The organism is Nocardia sp. NPDC059177 (genome assembly GCF_042755165.1).
Classification (GTDB): Bacteria; Actinomycetota; Actinomycetes; order Mycobacteriales; family Mycobacteriaceae; genus Nocardia.
The window spans coordinates 1-16,689 of sequence record NZ_JBHZBX010000019.1 but is presented as its reverse complement, the minus strand read 5'-3'; the positions used below and the strand labels follow the sequence as shown (position 1 = coordinate 16,689).

The following is a 16,689-nucleotide window of genomic DNA, read 5'->3' as shown; positions in this document are numbered from 1 at the left end:
CACCACACACCCGGCGCGGATTTCCAGGGGTTCACGCGCGTCCGATGATCGCCGCCACCGCTTCCCGCGCTACCTGCGGGTTCCGTGCCGCGCACGCCGCGTCCGCCGCATCCCGGCACACCTCGATATCCACCCCGGACAGCGCCGCGCGCACCGCGGGCAGCGCCGGCGTCGACATCGACAGACTCGTCACACCCAGCCCGACCAGCACCGGTGCCAGTGCCGGATCCGACGCCGCCTCACCACACACACCGACCGGCTTGCCCGCCGCCGTGCCCGCCGCGCCGACCATCGCGATCAGATCCAGCACCGCGGGCTGCCACGGATCGAGCAGATGCGCGAGCCCACCGGCCATCCGGTCGACCGCGCAGGTGTATTGACTCAGGTCGTTGGTGCCGATGCTGACGAAATCCAGGTGCGCGAGCAGATCGGCCGCCCGCAGCGCCGCCGCCGGGATCTCGATCATGGCGCCGACCTTCGCCAACCCGGATTCCCGTGCCAGCGCGGCGAATCCGGCGGCTTCGTCGGCGGTGGCGACCATCGGTGCCATCACCCACAGCTCGGCCCCGGTAGCCGCGCCCGCCCGCGCGAGCGCGGTGAGCTGGGTGGCGAGGGTGTCGGGGAAGACGGTGCCGATCCGCAACCCGCGCACACCCAGCGCGGGGTTCTCCTCGGTGCCCAGGTCGAGGAACGGCAGCGGCTTGTCGGACCCCGCATCGAGCGTGCGCACCACCACCCGGCGCCCGGCGAACTGTTCGAGAACCGTGGTGTAGGAGGCGGTTTGCTCCTCGAGCGACGGTGCCACCGCCTTGCCGAGATACATGAACTCGGTGCGGAACAGGCCGACCCCCTCACTGTCGACCGGTCCCGCCTTGACCGCGTCGTCCACGGTGCCGATGTTCACCAGCAGCCGCACCGGCGTCCCGTCGGCGGTGTGTCCCGGTCCGCTCGCCGCCGCGAGCCGGGCGGCATCGGCGGCCGCCTGCTCGATCGCGGCCTGCTGACGCAACGGGCTCGGGTCGATGATCACGTCGCCGGTGCTGCCGTCGAGCAGGACCGGCGCGTCCGCGATCAGCTGATCGGTGCCCGGACAGTTCACCACCGCCGGCAGGCCAAGCGATTTCGCGAGAATCGCGGTGTGGCTGGTCGGCCCGCCCTCGGTGGTCAGCAGTCCGACCACGTCGCTGTCACCGAGCATCGCGGTGTCGGCCGGCGCGAGATCCCGGGCGACCAGCACGAACGGATACCCCGGTTCGGGAATGCCCGGCATCGGCTCGCCGAGCAGCACCGCGACCGTCCGCCCGCCGATATCGCGCAGGTCGGTCGCCCGCTCGGCCATGTACCCGCCGAGCGCCTCGAGTTTCGCGCAGAACCCCTCGAACGCCAGGTGCACCGCGTGCGCGGTCGGCATCCCGGCCGCGAGCTCGTTCTTGGTGGCGGCCACGATGCCCGGGTCACGGGCCATCGTCGCCGACATCGCCAGGATCTCCGCGGCGACGCCGGTCACCCGTTTCGCGCGGGCCTGCATCTCCTCGGCCACCCCGCCGAGCGCCGCCTCGACCCTGGCCAGCTCCTCCTCGGGGGAGCCGCCGACCGGATCCTGGGCGGAGGTCTCGAGCTGCGAACCGAACCGCAGCCACGGCGCGGACACGACTCCGGGACTCACCCCGAGGCCACGGATCACCTGTTCGGGCATCAGGCGTCACTCACCTTCCAGTTTCTTGTCCAGCTTCGCTTCGGTCTCGGCCACCAGCGGCGCGTCGGTGCGGGTGTCGCCGGTGCCGGTCAGGGCGGCCTCGGCTTCGACAGCCGCCACGTCGGGTTCGCCTGCCTCGACATCGGTTTCGGCCTCGCGACCCGGTGTGCGCAGATTCCACTTCTTGATCACGAAGCTGAACAGCACGTAGTAGATCACCGCGTAGCCGAGCCCGATCGGGATCAGCAACCACGCGTCGGTGGCCTTACCGAAATTCAGCAGATAGTCGATGGCGCCGGCGGAGAAAGTGAAGCCGTCGTGGATGCCGAGCGCGTTCACCAGCGCCATCGAGGTACCGGTCAGGATCGCGTGCACCACATACAGCGGCCACGCCACGAACATGAACGAGAACTCCAGCGGCTCGGTGATGCCGGTGACGAACGCGGTCAGGCCGGTGGAGAGCATGATGCCGCCGACCAGCTTCTTCTGCGACGGGCGCGCGTTGTGCCAGATGGCCAGTGCCGCGGCGGGCAGGGCGAACATCATGATCGGGAAGAAGCCGGTCATGAAGGTGCCCGCGGTCGGGTCGCCGGCGAAGAAGCGGTTGAGGTCGCCGCGCACCAGCTGGCCGGAGGCGTCGGTGTAGTCGCCGACCAGGAACCAGACGGTGGAGTTGAGGATGTGGTGCAGGCCGGTGGGGATGAGCATGCGGTTGGCCGCGCCGTAGATGCCGCCGCCGAGCACGGAGTTGTCCGCGACGGTCTCGCCCACCCAGGTCAGCGCGGAGTTGAAGGCAGGGTAGAGGAACGCCATACCGACACCGACCACCAGGCCGGTCACCGCGGTCAGGATCGGCACCAGCCGCCTGCCGTTGAAGAAGCCGAGGAAATCCGGCAGCTTCGTGCGATAGAACCGCTGCCACAGGATCGCCGACAGCAGACCCATCACGATGCCGCCGAGCACGCCGTAGTTGATCAGCGCCTGGGCGCCTTTGGGGTCGGTCTTGCCGTCGAGCACGATCGGCGACATCGCCTTGAACACGCCGTCGAGCACCATGTAGCCGACCACCGCGGCCATCGCCGTCGACCCGTCGGCCTTCTTGGCCCAGCCGATCGCGATACCGACCGCGAAGATCAGCGGCAGCCAGGTGAACACCGCCTGGCCCGCGGCCGAGATGACAGCGGCGGTGCTGTGCAGCGCGGAGAACCGGCCGAGCAGGTCGTCCTGGCCGATCCGCAAAAGGATGCCCGCCGCGGGCAGCACCGCGATCGGCAGCATGAGGCTGCGACCCAGGCGCTGCAATCCCGCGAACACTTTCGATTCTTGCTTGGGGCTGTCGGTAACGGCAGTCATGTCGACCCTCTTCGACGAGCCGGACCGGCGCTGGCGGCGATCCGGGAGAACTGTTGTGAACCAGTGACCCTGACGGGTACTGTCCGGTCATAACCAGTTGTAAGTTTGACCAGGTGGCCGTCGGATGTCAACCGCGAAATATGACGTGGCGCACATCCGAGGCTCCCATACTGGTACCGGCAACCACCGCGGAAAGGGAGAACACATGTCCAAAGCGGAAGCGATCGTCCAGGGTCTGGGTGGCGCGGAGAACATCGTCGAGATCGAGGCCTGCATCACCCGGTTGCGCACCGAGGTCAAGGACGCGGGCAAGGTCGACGAGGCCGCGCTCAAGGCCGCGGGCGCCCACGGTGTGCTGAAGGCGGGTTCGGTCGTGCAGGTCGTCGTCGGCCCCGAAGCGGACACCCTCGCCGAGGACATCGAGGACATCCTGTGAGCGTGCCCGTCCTGGCTCCTCTGCCCGGCACCGTCCACGCCCTCGCCGATGTCCCCGACCAGGTCTTCGCCGGTCAGCTCGTCGGCTCCGGCGTCGCCGTCGACCCCGACCGCACCCGCGGCCCCCTCACCGTCACCGCCCCCATCGCGGGCAAGATCCTCAAACTCCACCCCCACGCCTTCGTCATCCTCGGCAACGGCGTCGGCGTCCTGGTCCACCTCGGCATCGACACCGTCAAACTCCAGGGCAAAGGCTTCGACCTCCTGGCAGCCGAAAAGGACGAGGTCACCGCAGGCACCCCCATCGTCACCTGGGACCTCACCAACCTCGACGGCACCGACTACGCCCCCATCTGCCCCGTCGTAGTCATGGACTCCAAAAAAGACTCCATCCACCCCTCCACCCTCGGCACCACCGTCGAATCAGGCACCCCCCTGTTCGACACGCCGTAACCGCCCGCGCCGCAACGGAACTCACGACCGCGCTGCTACCGGCTCACTGCGTGACGTACCGGCTCGGCCGTCACCGGCCAGTGTGCCGCCAGCTCGTCGAAATACCGCTGGCTGCTCCACAATCGATGGTTGCCGATCACATAGACGCGCCGGCGTGCACGTGACACCGCCGCATTGAGCACGTTCGGGTTCGCCGCCGCCCAGCGGCGCGAGCCGCCCGCGGGCGGGGCGGTGCCGAGGACGAGCACGATGACCTCGGCCGAGTCGCCGTGCATCCCGTGCACGGTCCCGACCTGCCGTGCCGCGAATTCCGCGCCGAGCAGCTCGCGCGCGATCTCCTGCGCACCGTGGGCGACATCGCGGAACGGGCTCACCACCCGGATGTCGGCGGCCGCGACCCCGTCCTCGGCCAGCTGCCCGAGCAGTGCGGCCAGCGCGTCACCCTCGCCGGGAATCCAGTTCCCTTCGGCGCCGACGGAGCGCACATCGATCCACCGGTTGCCGCCGGGGAACTCCGGACGCTCCGGTGTGCCGAAGAACAGCAGGTCGTCGTCGTAGGCGATGCGATGGGTCAGCTCGAAGATCGGCAGATCACTGCGCCGGTGCACCCGCAACGGCGTCCCGACCCACACCGGACGGTCGGCATCGGCCGGTGTCAGCCAGGTCCCGTAGCGCACGCCGCGATCGGCCGCGCTGCGCGCCGTCGCGTGATCGGGCATCCACTCCCGCTCGAGCCCGTACCGGCGCACCAGCGCTTCCTGCGCCGAGGTCGGCAGCACGCCGACCGGCCCGAGCTGACGATGATCACCGACGATCACCGCCCGCCGCGTCCGCCACAGACCGCCGGCCACTGCCTGCGGCGCCGCCTGCCCGGCATCGTCGACGAACAACCACCCCAGCGCCTCGCGCCCCACCCCGGCGAACAAGGCAGGCAGGGCCGCGAAGGTCGTCGCCACCATCGGCACCGCGAGAAACAGCGTCTGCCACGCCGCCGCCACCGTCTCCGTCTTCGGCGGCACCCCGAGCTCGCCGCGGATCAACGCGATCGCGACGATCAGGTTGTCGCGCACCCGCGGCGCGGCATTGAGCAGAAACGCCCGGTGCAGCTTCAACGCCGACACGAACAGTTCGCGCCGCGCCGTCGCGTACTGCTCGTCGGCCCACGGATTGCACAGCTGGAACTGTTCCTCGTCGCAGGCCACATCACCGAACGGGATGGTGCGCGACCAGTTCTCACGCGCCCGCTCGATGACATCGAGGGCGTTCTCGCGCCGCGTGGTCAGTGCGAGATGGTCGCGGATGAGCCCGCGCCCGTGCTCGGCGGCCTGCGCCCACTGCTCGCGGGTGTAGTCGACCTCGCTCTGGCGCCTGCGCATCTGTGCCTCGGCCGCATGACGTTCCCGCAGCAGTTCGTTGCTGTGCGCACTCCACCGCCGTCCCGCCCGGAACCCCGTCGACAACGACGCCAGGAACCCCGGCTTCTGCCCACTGTGTTCCCCGAGCAGTTTCCCGGCCCGGTGATGTGCGGCTTGCGCGGCCCGCAGATGCTCGTTCGCCTCGTGATGACGGTCGCGCCAGTGCGCGTGCGCGTCGTCGGCTTCGGCGATCTCGTCGGCCATCGACTGCAACGCGGTGTGCATGTCCGGCAGTTCGGCGACCGCGTCGGCGACGTCCTGGCGCTCCTGTGCCAGCCTGCGCACCTCGGCCCGTTTCCCCGCGAAGTCCCGCACCGCGGTCGACCAGTCCGGAATCGAATCCGGGTCGGCCTCGGCCTGTTTGAGAATGTCGAGCATCCCGCTCGACGACGGCTCCTTCTTGCGTTCGGTGGCGAACCGGTCCCCGAACCAGAACTGCTCGCCGTAGGTCCGGCGCGCGCCGCCGAGCGCGGCGGCCACCAGTCCCCACGCGGGTGCACCGCCGACGAGTTCGGCCAGCTCGGTGAAGTGGTTGAGCGGCAAGGCGGGATCGACGGCATCGCGCTGCTGTAGTTCGGCGACCACCGCGGCGGCCGCTTCGTCGCTGCCCGTGGTCAGCACCACTTCGAACCCGGTGACCTGCGGTGCGAGCCGATGCGCGCCGACGGTGTAATTCCTGGCCACCTGCACTTGTTCGGTGATGCCGGTGAATGCCGCGGCCGGGTCGTCGAAGCCGGCCAGTTGCGCGGCCCGCTCGACCACGATGCCGGCGAGCAGATCGCGCAGCATGGTCGTCGTGCCGGTGCCGGGGGCGCCGTGCACGGCGAAGATGCCCGCGTCGTCGCGCAATTCGGCCATGGCCCGGTCGACGGCGAACTGCTGGCCCGACACCAGCGGATCACCCGGCCAGCGCCCGTCGGGGACCAGGTGGGGGAGCAGCCCTTCGACGACCGCGTCCTGCCTGCGGCGCACGTCGATGCGGTCGTCGGTGGGCAGGGTCGCGGTCGCGGCGAGGTAATCGCGCAGCGCGGCACCGATATCGCCGCGTTCCACCGCCTCGGCCAGCGCGCCGAGATCGGAGTCGAGCCCGCTGTTGAGCCGGTCCTCGACCGTGTCGGCGTCGCGGGTGGCGACCTGGAGACAGGCCACCCGCACCCCGCCTGCCCGCAACTCGGATCGGATACCCAGCGCACTGCACAGTTCGCCGGTGAAGGTTTGCAGGTCACGTCCGGTCACGCGCGGCGGCCAGACCGCGTCCTCGGTGTCCTCGGGCCGGACTCGCTGCGCGAACGCCAGCGCCGACATCCCCGCCAGCCCAGGCGAGATCACGCCGTCCGCGCCCGCCGCGATCAGCGAGGCGCCGACCCCACGCCCCGCGACATCGAGCCAGCGGGTCACCTGCTGATCGGCTTCCGGTGTCGCCGCGGTTTCCCTGGTCAGCGTGTCGAAGGCGGCCGTGAACGCCGCCGAGTCGTGGTCGAATCCCTCGGCCCAGCCGGGATCTGCGGGGCCGGGTTCGCGCAGCCGGTTCACCGCCCACGCCAGGCTCGACAGGGTCGCCGAGCCGCAGGCGACGGTGCCGTCGGCGGTCACCGTCACCGCGAACGCCGCGGTGGTGCCGGTGCGCCGGGCATCGGGTTCGAGCCGATCGTCGCCGAAGGCGCGCACCAGTGCCTCACGCGCCCGGCCGATCTCGAACAACCCGCCGTACACCACGAACTGCCACCCTCGCCCGGCTCGCAACGCAGGCAGCGTGGCACCGTCTTCCCAGGGCGCCGGTTCCTCGGCGGCGAGCTCGACGACGAGCCCGTCGGCCACCGGACCGACCTCGGGAACACGATGCGGACCGAACAACTCCACGGTCTGCCAGAAACGTACGAGCCGCGCGGCGTGCTCGGATCCGCCCACGATGCACCCCAATCCGTCGGCCACCATGCTGACAACCCCACCAACGCTACGCGATTGCGAATCCCCAGGCACGACCCCCCGAGCTCCCGCCGCGCGTGGCGCGACCCCCCGACCGCAATCCGCCGGGCGGGTCAACTCGCTCGGCTGGCGACCGGGATCCTGGGCGCCATGCGAGTCCGGTTGCGCGCCTTCAGTTCATCCCGCCGAGGTCGGGGAGTTCCCTGGCGGCTTCGACCGCGTCGGCCACCTGATCGGCGGTGTGGCGGAGCTGGTCGTCGGTGTGTTCGGAGGTGAGGAAGAAGCGCAGCCGTTCGCTGCCGACGGGGACCGCGGGGGCGGTGATGGCGCCGGCGTAGATGCCGTGCTGGAGCAGACGCGCCGAGACGTAGCCGGCGCGGAACTCCTGCGGTACCAGCACCGGGCAGATGGGTGTGCGTTCGGAGACGCCCAGGTCGATATCGCGTGCGGCGAGCAGGGTGTGGAACAGCTCGGCGTTGGACCACAGCCGGGTGAGACGCTGAGGTTCGGCGTCGAGGACGTCCAACGCGGCCAGCGCCGCCCCGATGGTGGACGGTGCGGGCCCGCCGCTGAGCATCGCCACCCCGGGCGCGCTGACCTTCATCGCGCCGATCAGGTCCGCGTCACCGGCGATGAACCCACCGCAACTGCCCAGCGCCTTCGACAGCGTCCCCATCCACAGGTCGACCTCGCCGCCCGCCATCGAGAAATGCTCACGCACCCCGCTGCCGGTCTCGCCGAACACCCCGAGCGAATGCGCCTCGTCCACCATCACCGCGCAATCGAATTCCCTGGCCACCGCGGCCAACTCGTCGATCCGCCCGATCGTGCCGTCCATGCTGTAGTGCCCTTCCAGCACCACCAGCGCCCGATCGAAATTGCCCCGCGCCATCCGCAGCACCGACCGCAGCGACTCCGGATCGTTGTGCCGGAACGACAGCTGCCGCGCCCCCGCCCACTGCACCCCCGACACCACACTGCGATGGATCAGCGCGTCACAGATCGCGACGTCACCGGCCCGCAGCAGGAACCCGATCACCCCGGCATTGGTGAGATATCCACTGGTCGTCACCAGCGCGTCGCCGACGTCGTACATCCGGGCCAGTCGCTGTTCGAGCTCGATGTAGATCGGGATCTCCCCGGCGACGATCCGTGACGCCGACGCCGAGGCGCCATAGGCGTCGAGGGTGTCCTTGGCCGCCTGCACCACCTTCGGATGATTGCCGAGCCCGAGATAGTTGTAGGCGCCGAAGTTCACCAATTCGCGTCCCTGCCAACGGATCACGGTGTCGTTCGGGCTCTCCCGGGTGAGGAACACCGGGTTCGGCATCCCGAACTGCGCGTACACCGCCTCGATCGACGCGCGCTTGTGTGCCATCGCCGCCACTTCGGGATGATCGGCGAACTGCCGCCCCGGCCCTCGGCGCGGCCGCTGCGGCTTCGCGGGCGCCGCCTCGCCGGTCGAGTTCAGCAGCCGCCGGGCCAGATCCCGCGCCGACTCGCTCATACCGCGACCCCGTCCACGATCGCCTCGGCCACCCGCGCCCCCGCCTGTTCGAGGCTGAACGAGCGCCCCATCTTCATCGACATCAGTTCCACACCCAGCGATTTCGACACCAGCGCACCGAATTCCACCGCCATCAGCGAATCCAGCCCCAGTTCGGGCACCGGCACCGTCAGATCGATGGAATCCGCCGCGACACCCATCACCTGCGCCAGCTGTTCGGCCAGCATGTACGCCACGACTTCACCCCGCTTGTCCTCGTCGAGTCCGGCGAGCTCGGTCCGCAATCGCGACGCCGCCGAATCATCCTGTGCCGCCGCGGCGATATGTGTGGCCAGCCGTCCGGTCTGGGCGAAGAACGGCGCGGTGGCCGCCACCTTCGCCCAGTCGATCGGCATGATCGCGGCCTGCGTGACGCCGAGTCGCAGCGCCTGCTCGAGATACCGCGTGCCCTCGTCCATGTCGAGCGAATCGAAGCCGGTGGTCCGCAGATAGCGGGCGATGCTCTCGTCCGCGGCCGCCATCCCACCGCCGGACATGTGCCCCCAGCCGACCGCGAGCGCGACCCCACCGGCCCGGACCACGCTGTCGGCGACCGCGTGCAATGCGGAATTGGCTGCGGTGTAAGCGAATTGACCGACCGCGCCGAACATCGCCGACCCGGAGGAGAACAGCACGAACTGATCGAGCCGCACACCCGCCGCGTCCAGCCCGGCCACCAGCGCGCGGACACCGTCGACCTTCGGCCGGTACACCGTGGCCAAGCTGTCGACGTCCATCACGGTGGCCCGCTTGTCGTCGATCACGCCCGCGGTGTGGAACACCCCGCGCAAGGGATGCGCCGCGCTGTGCGCGCGCCCGATCACCGCCGCCACCGCCGCCGCATCGGTCACGTCGACCTGCTCACCGCTGACCAGCACGCCCTGCTGCGCCCAGGTCGCGAGCTGCGCGCGTGCCGCGTCGGTCCGCGCGCCACCGCGCCCGACCAGCGTCAACCGCCGCGCGCCCCGCCCGACCAGCCAGCGCCCGGTTGCCAGCCCGAACGCACCGAACCCGCCGGTGATCAGGTACTCGGCGTCGGCGTCGACGGTAACCTCCGGCAGCATGGGCCGCACCAGCGGCGCGTCCTCGGTGAGATCGAGCGCGATCCGGCCGTCCCCGGTGGACCGCGCGACCGCCTCGAACGCCGGTCCGACCTCGGCGGTGCCATAGCTGGTGAACGGGAGCGCCCGGTAGGTGCCGTCGTCGAGCCGGGCATTGACCTGCCGCACCAGATCCAGCACCTCGGCGCGCCGCGCACCGAGCATCCGGTCCAGATCGAAGGAGTAGTAGGCGATGTTCTTGTCGAACGCGGCCAGCTCCAGCACTCCGCCCGAGTAGATCTCGGCCTTGCCGATCTCGACGATGCGCCCGAATTCGGCCACCATCGTGAAATTCTGGCGCTGCAACTCACCCGGCGCGGTACTGAGAATCACGTCGACCCCGCGTCCGCCGGTGAGCGCGAGCACCTCGTCGACCAGGGTCAGCGAACGCGACCCCAGCACGTGATCCGCGCCTTCGGCCAGTACGCGGGCCCGCCGCTGCTCGGTGCTCGCCGTGCCGATCACGCGGGCGCCGTGCAGCTTCGCGATCTGCACTGCCGCTGTGCCGACGCCACCGGCGGCACCGTGCACCAGCACCGTCTCACCCGCGCGCACCCTGGCCAGCGCGATCAGCGAGTGCTCGGCGGTGGCGAAGGCCGTGCCGCTGGTACACCGGCCGGGATCGGTCTCGGGGGCCACGCGGGCGATCAGGTCGGCGTCGGTGGTGTGATACCGCGCGATCATGCCCTTCGAGGTCACCACCACCGCGTCACCGACCGCGAGCTCGGTGACGCCGGCACCCACCCGGACCACGTGCCCGGCGCCTTCCATCCCCGGCACCGTCCCGAAATACGTCGGCGCCAGTTCACGCTCGCCGAGCACGCCGATCACCTTGAGCGCGTCCTTGTAGTTCAACCCGACCGCGCGCATCCGCACCTCGACCTCGCCCGGCCCCGGCTCGCGACGCTCGCACCGCCGCCAGCCCAGCCGCGCGAAGGTGCGCGACCGAGGCAGCTCCAGCCGGAAGTTCGCCTCGGGATCGGTGAGTGGCTCGGGTGTGTCGAGCGCGTCGAGCCGTCGCGGCAGCGATCGGTCGACCACGGTGGTCCAGCGCAGCCCGGCGCGCAGGACGATCTCGTCGCTGAGGTCGTAGGTGAACGCACCCGGCACAGCCAGTTCGGCGGCCAGCTCCGCCCGCGGCACCTCGGCATCGATGTCGACCAACCGCCACCGCAGCCGGGACTGTTCGTTGAGCAGCACCCGGCGCGCGCCGGCGACCGCGGCCTGCCCGGGATCCGGTGGCGTCGGGTCGGACGGATGCGCGTACGCGTGCGCGGTCACGACGGTCGCGTGCACCGACCCGTCGCCGGTCATCGGCTGGTCGACACCGAGTTCGGCGCCCCGCGCGTCGAGGAATGCGTCCAGGGTCACCGCGATACGGCGCAAGGTCCACAAGGCGGCGATGTCGTCCGCGGCGGCCCCCGGCACCACACAGACATGCAGCCGCTCGGCAGCGACAGCGCGAAGCTGCTGTGTCAGTTGGTCTTCCAGGTCCTCGTCGGTGTCGGCCAGGACGACGACGACCGATGCCGCACCCACCGCCTTGTGTACCCGCTCGACCCGCTCGTCCACCCCGGCGCCGTAGCCGAGTACCACCGTGAACACGTCGTCGACCGGCGGCAACGCACTCGTGTCGACCGGGTCGCGCAGCTCCCAGCGATCCTCGTAGAAGAAGTCGGTCATCCGCTGCAACGGACCGGCACCGGGCGTCAGCGACCCGAACCGCACACCCCTGACCTGCAGGCACACCACACCGTCGGCATCCATCAGATCGATATCGGCGACCGGTGCGGCATCGGCGGACAGCCGCGCGAGCACCGTCACCTCCCGGGGCAGCGCCGCGAGCCGCCGCACCGAGTGCACGCCGACCGGCACCATCGCCCCCTCGGCGGCCCCGCCGTGCCCGGCCAGCAGCGCCGCGACCGTCTGCAATGCCGCGTCCACCACCGCCGGGTGCGCGAGATGGCTTGTCTCCCAGCCGATCGACCCGTCCAGCCGGGCCACCACCGTGGCCGGTGCCAGCAGGATCTCGGTGACCCGCCGGAAGGCAGGCCCGTACTCCAGCCCGGCCGCGGCCAGCCCCGTGTAGAAGTCGGCGGGATCGACCGGCGCCATCGCGGTCGGGTCGGGCAGCTCGGCGACGACCGGGGAGTAGGCCCCCTCGACCAGCCGGCCGACCGCGTGCACCGTCCACACCGATCCGGCCGCGCCCCGTGACCGGATCGTGAACCGCCCGGTCGAATCCTCCACGTGCAGCTCGACGACCGGCGCGTCCCCACCGTCGACGATCAACGGCGCGACGAACCGAACCCCTTCCACCGCAACCTGATCCGACTCCGACCGGACCGCGGCCGCGCTCAACGCCGCATCGAGATATCCCGCCCCCGGCAGCATCGTCGTCCCGCTGACCACATGATCGGCCAGCCACGGCTGCGCCGCGATAGACAGTTGCAGCCGCCAGGTCGCCGGATCGTCGGGATGCGGATCACCGAGCATCGGCCGTGCTCCGGCGGTGCCGTGCCGCAACAGCCGCATCTCGGGCAGTTCCGATCGCAGCCGTGTCCGCTGCCACGGATACCGCGGCAGATCGACATGCGGCGTCGGACCGTCCACCTGGCCGAACAGCGCGTCGACGTCGAGCGCGCCGGCGGCATACAGCTCGCCCAGGACCCGGCGCAGGCTGTGCGCGTCGGCCTGCTCGCGATGCAGCGTGGCGATGCTGGTGCCGGTCTCGCCCGCCCCGATCAGGATCTCGCGAATATTCGCACCGAGAACGGGATGCGGGCCGACCTCGAGGAACACCCGGTGTCCCGCCCGCACCAGCGCTGCCGTCGCCGCGGCGAACCGCACCGGCCTGCGCACATTCGCGCACCAGTACTCGGCATCCCAGTCGGCGCCGGACACCAGTTCACCGGTCACCGTGGAGTACAGGGGAATTCGTGGTTCGGAGACTGTCAGTCCGGACAGCTCGGCACGGAGCTCGTCGAGGATCGGGTCCATCAGCTGACTGTGATACGGCACCTCGACCTTCAACCGGCGCGCGAAAATGCCCTGCGCGGTGAGGATCTCGGCGATCTCGTCCAGCCGGTCGACCGCCCCGGCGAGCGTCACCGCCGACGGGCTGTTGACCGCCGCGACATCGACCGAGTCGTCCTCCCGTAGATACTCCCGCACCTGGTCCGGCCCCAGCCCGACCGCCAGCATCCCACCGGACCCCGCCGTCCGCGCCTGCAACCGCGCCCGCTGACAGCTGACCAGCACGGCGTCGCGCAGCGACAGCATGCCGGTCACATACGCCGCCGACACCTCGCCCACACTGTGCCCGACCACCGCCGCCGGCACGATCCCGCGTGCCCGCAGCGCCGCGTACAGCGCGACCTGCACCAGGAAATTCGCCGGCTGCGCGACCGCGGTGGTGGCCACCCGCGACTCCGGCTCCGGCCGCAGCAGTTCCTCGATGATCGACCAGCCCGCGACCGCCCGGAACTCCGCGTCGACCCGCCGCGCCTCGACAGCGAAAACCCCGTCCGCGGTGAGGAGTTCACGCGCCATAGCCCACCATTGCGGACCCATGCCGGTGAAGACGAACACCGGCTCGGCCGCCCGTTTGGCCACGGTGCGGCCCACTCTCCCCGCACCCGTCGCGAGATCGATCAGTCCCTGCACCAGTTCGGTGTCATCGCCGAACGCGATCCCGGCCCGCACCGGATGGTGTTGCCGCCGCCGCCACGCCGCCTCGGCGAGCGCCGCCGGGTCCGCGCCGTCGGCGATCCGCTCGGCCACCGCGCGGGCCAGCTCACGCACCGCGTTCTCGGATCGCCCCGACAGCGGTAACACACCGAAATACTCAGGCTCCCTCGGGGACTTCTCGGCAGGCCGGTACTCCTCCAGGATCGCGTGCGCATTGGTGCCGCCGTAGCCGAACCCGTTGACGGCCACCGTCATCCGTTCGACCTCGCCACCCACCGGCTCCGCTTCGGTCTGCAGCCGGATACCCCACTCGTCGAACGGGATGTCCGGATTCGGCGTATCCAGCCACCCCTGCGGCGGAATGGTCCGATGCCGCACCGCCAGCGCCGATTTGATGACACTCGCGATCCCCGACGCCGCCTCGGTATGCCCCAGCGTCGCCTTCAGCGACCCGACCCCGAGCGGCTCCGGCCGCCCCGTCGACACCCCGTACGCCCGCCCGATCGCCCGTAGCTCCAGCGGATCACCCACCGGCGTACCGGTACCGTGCGCTTCCACGTAGGTGATATCGCGCGCCTCGATACCCGACCGGCGAATGACGGTGCGCGCCAATGCTTCCTGTGCATCGGAGTTGGGCACCGTGATCGCGGTGGTCCGCCCGTCCTGATTGGTCCCGGTGGCCTTCACCACCGCATAGATCCGGTCCCCGTCGCGCTCGGCGTCGGCGAGCTTCTTCAGCACCACTATCCCGGCGCCCTCACCACGCCCGTACCCGTCGGCGGACGCGTCGAACGGCTTGCTGCGCCCGTCCGCCGCCAGGAACCCGCCCTTGCACATCGACACGAACGTCTCCGGCTGCACCATCACATTCACTCCGCCGGCCACCGCCAGCTCGCAATCGCCGTCGGCGATCGCCCGGCACGCCAGATGCAGCGCGACCAGCGACGACGAGCAGGCGGTGTCCACCGTGACCGCAGGCCCCTGTAGGTCCAGCGCGTACGCGATCCGGTTCGACAGCATCGTGTAGGACACCCCGACCGCCGTGTGCAGGTCCACGTGCGGCAGCGCGGGCCCGACCGAGGTCGCCAGCTGATCCAGTGTGAACGCCCCGACGAACACCCCCAGCGAGGACCCCGCGCTGCGCCCCGCGATCCCGGCGTCGTCGAGTGCCTCCCACGCCACCTCGAGCACCAGCCGTTGCTGCGGATCCATCGCCGTCGCCTCGCGCGGCGAGATCCCGAAGAATTCCGGGTCGAACTCCCACGGATCCCCGGTCATGAACGCGGCCCGCTTGGTGTACATGCGACCGGGCGCACGCCGATCGGTGTCGTAATAGCGCCGCCAGTCCCAGCGGTCCGCGGGGATCTCGCGTACTCCGTCGCGTTTGCCGATCACGAAGTCCCAGAAGGACTCCGGCGAATCGATGCCGCCGGCATAGCGGCAGCCGATACCGACGATGGCGATGTCAGGCATGAGGAGTCCTCCCGTTCTGCCGGGGCCGGCGAACCATGATGTTCAGCTCGGGCCCCGCCTCGCCCAGGCGCACCGCGCCGACGCGCTCGTTGCCCAGCACCTGGTAGTAGTCCACATTGGCGTCCTTGCAGATCCCGCAGATCGCGGCGCCTTCCCGGTCCGCCCGCTCGGTGAACGACGCGTACAGTGCGCGCCCGACACCGCTGCGCTGCACGGTCGGGTCGGCCCCGAGATACACATGGAAGAAGTGCGGTTCGGCCGGCGCCGCGCGCTCCATCGCCGCGTCCACCTCGATCCCACGCCGCACCGCGCCACCCATCGCCGCGAGAAGCTGTGGGCCAGCGATCATTTCACGCAACCCACCCGGTCGGTACCCCTGCGGGTACCACAGCAGCGCACCGACCACGCGATCCTCGAGCAGCGCCACCTCCGCCCCGCCCGCGGGCAGGAAACGGTGCGTGATCATGGCCCGCAGCATCCGGGGCGCGCGCCGTCTGCGCACGGCCTCGTCCGGGAAGATGTACTCGTCGATGGGGTCGTCATAGGCGAAGGCCCCGGCCAGGACATCCACCATCCCGGCGATGTCGGCCCGCGTCGCAGTGCGCACGACGGGACTGAGCTTCGATGTCAAAACTGTTGTACCTCAAACGATCTGCGCGTACTCCGGGACGTCGGGATCGCCTCGGCAGTCGGGCGGTCGTCAGGCTAACCCGAACCGCCGAACACCCTCGCCGGTTCGATCAACTTGCCGTGTTTTGTAAGTTTCGTACGGTGAGTCCCGGATCGATTTGTGCGGTGCCACAAAGGATTTCACGATCATCGTAGCAGCATGTGCATCGCTGCCTCGGCCGCCGGCCAGCGCTTCCCCGCCCGGTATGCCGTCACCGCAATTCGATTGACCGCACCCGCGGCGAACGCCACCCTGGCGGTATGGATGAGTTGCACCGAGCCGCGGAATCGTTCGCACTCGGCGAGCTGTGCCCCGAGGACCTGCCCATGCTGGCAGCCGAAGCCCTGGCCCGCGGCCTCGACACACCGGCCCTGCTCGACCTCGCCTGCCGGCTCGACGAACTCCTCTACCGATTGGCATATCTCGACGAGGGATTGCGCCCCGAGTTGGCAGGATTGGCCGGCGACCTATCGCTCGTCCTCGCCGACCTGGACGGCAGATACAGCGATCCGGCAGCCGTGCCCGACTTACTGCGCCGGAGTTGCCGCAACTTCCTGGCCGGGCCGCCTTATGCGCGGCTATTCCAGCCGATCGTCATCGAAACCCGCTCCGACCAGTCGATTTGACTTCGTGTTCGGCGGTGCGTAACTTAATTCGAGTCAGAGCGACACGGACACCGACCCGGCCGAGAGGCAGGGAAACGAGGTAGGACGATGAGCGCCTGACTGATCTTGTGTTCAGGGTCATGGTATCGGGACTTGCTTCCGGTGGATGGTCTGAGCTAAAGTGTGAACCCTTGCCCTGCTGAAACCCCGTCTCGATGTTGTGGGTGGATGTTTGTGCGTGTGTTCTTTGAGAACTCAATAGTGTGTCGATGAATGTCAGTGCCAATATTATTATTGGTTCCGCTTCTCATACCCCCCGGTTGAGGA

At 69.9% G+C, this 16,689-nt stretch carries 9 protein-coding genes; 3 read left to right on the top strand and 6 right to left on the bottom strand.

Annotation, left to right across the window (positions count from 1 at the left end; genetic code table 11):
* Positions 1–31: 31 nt before the first annotated feature.
* Both ptsP and ACFXK0_RS22160 read right to left on the bottom strand, forming a co-directional pair.
* Complete coding sequence (gene ptsP / locus ACFXK0_RS22165; RefSeq protein ID WP_379412534.1) at positions 32–1,696, bottom strand: phosphoenolpyruvate--protein phosphotransferase; 1,665 nt, start codon at positions 1,694–1,696, stop codon at positions 32–34.
* A 6-nt stretch (positions 1,697–1,702) separates the two neighbouring features.
* Positions 1,703–3,049 (bottom strand): PTS transporter subunit EIIC, encoded by a 1,347-nt coding sequence (locus ACFXK0_RS22160; RefSeq protein WP_379412533.1) that lies wholly within the window; start codon positions 3,047–3,049, stop codon positions 1,703–1,705.
* Between the two features lie 205 nt (positions 3,050–3,254).
* Here ACFXK0_RS22160 and ACFXK0_RS22155 point away from each other — a divergent pair, with 205 nt between their 5' ends.
* Both ACFXK0_RS22155 and ACFXK0_RS22150 read left to right on the top strand, forming a co-directional pair.
* Entirely contained in the window at positions 3,255–3,485 is a 231-nt protein-coding gene (locus tag ACFXK0_RS22155) for a glucose PTS transporter subunit EIIB (RefSeq protein ID WP_379412532.1), read from the top strand.
* Positions 3,482–3,937: a PTS glucose transporter subunit IIA gene (locus tag ACFXK0_RS22150; RefSeq protein WP_379412531.1), complete on the top strand. Its 456-nt coding sequence runs from the start codon at positions 3,482–3,484 to the stop codon at positions 3,935–3,937. Before ACFXK0_RS22155 ends, ACFXK0_RS22150 begins: the two co-directional genes overlap by 4 nt.
* 35 nt (positions 3,938–3,972) lie before the next feature.
* Here ACFXK0_RS22150 and ACFXK0_RS22145 read toward each other — a convergent pair whose 3' ends face one another.
* The 4 genes from ACFXK0_RS22145 to ACFXK0_RS22130 form a co-directional block, all read right to left on the bottom strand.
* Positions 3,973–7,260 carry a DEAD/DEAH box helicase gene (locus tag ACFXK0_RS22145; RefSeq protein ID WP_379412530.1) on the bottom strand — a complete coding sequence of 1,096 codons (3,288 nt, stop codon included), beginning with the start codon at positions 7,258–7,260 and terminating at the stop codon, positions 3,973–3,975.
* Positions 7,261–7,450: 190 nt separating this feature from the next.
* On the bottom strand, positions 7,451–8,785 hold the full coding sequence (locus ACFXK0_RS22140; protein ID WP_379412529.1) for an aminotransferase class I/II-fold pyridoxal phosphate-dependent enzyme: 1,335 nt from the start codon (positions 8,783–8,785) through the stop codon (positions 7,451–7,453).
* The gene (locus ACFXK0_RS22135; RefSeq protein WP_379412528.1) at positions 8,782–15,087 is read right to left on the bottom strand and encodes an SDR family NAD(P)-dependent oxidoreductase; all 6,306 of its coding nucleotides are present in this window, start codon (positions 15,085–15,087) and stop codon (positions 8,782–8,784) included. The genes ACFXK0_RS22140 and ACFXK0_RS22135 overlap by 4 nt, the downstream gene beginning before the upstream one ends.
* Positions 15,080–15,694: a GNAT family N-acetyltransferase gene (locus ACFXK0_RS22130; RefSeq protein WP_379412527.1), complete on the bottom strand. Its 615-nt coding sequence runs from the start codon at positions 15,692–15,694 to the stop codon at positions 15,080–15,082. The genes ACFXK0_RS22135 and ACFXK0_RS22130 overlap by 8 nt, the downstream gene beginning before the upstream one ends.
* A 323-nt stretch (positions 15,695–16,017) precedes the next feature.
* On the opposite strand from ACFXK0_RS22130, the gene ACFXK0_RS22125 reads away from it, so the two are divergent.
* On the top strand, positions 16,018–16,383 hold the full coding sequence (locus tag ACFXK0_RS22125; protein ID WP_379412526.1) for a hypothetical protein: 366 nt from the start codon (positions 16,018–16,020) through the stop codon (positions 16,381–16,383).
* The last annotated feature ends 306 nt before the right edge of the window (positions 16,384–16,689 follow it).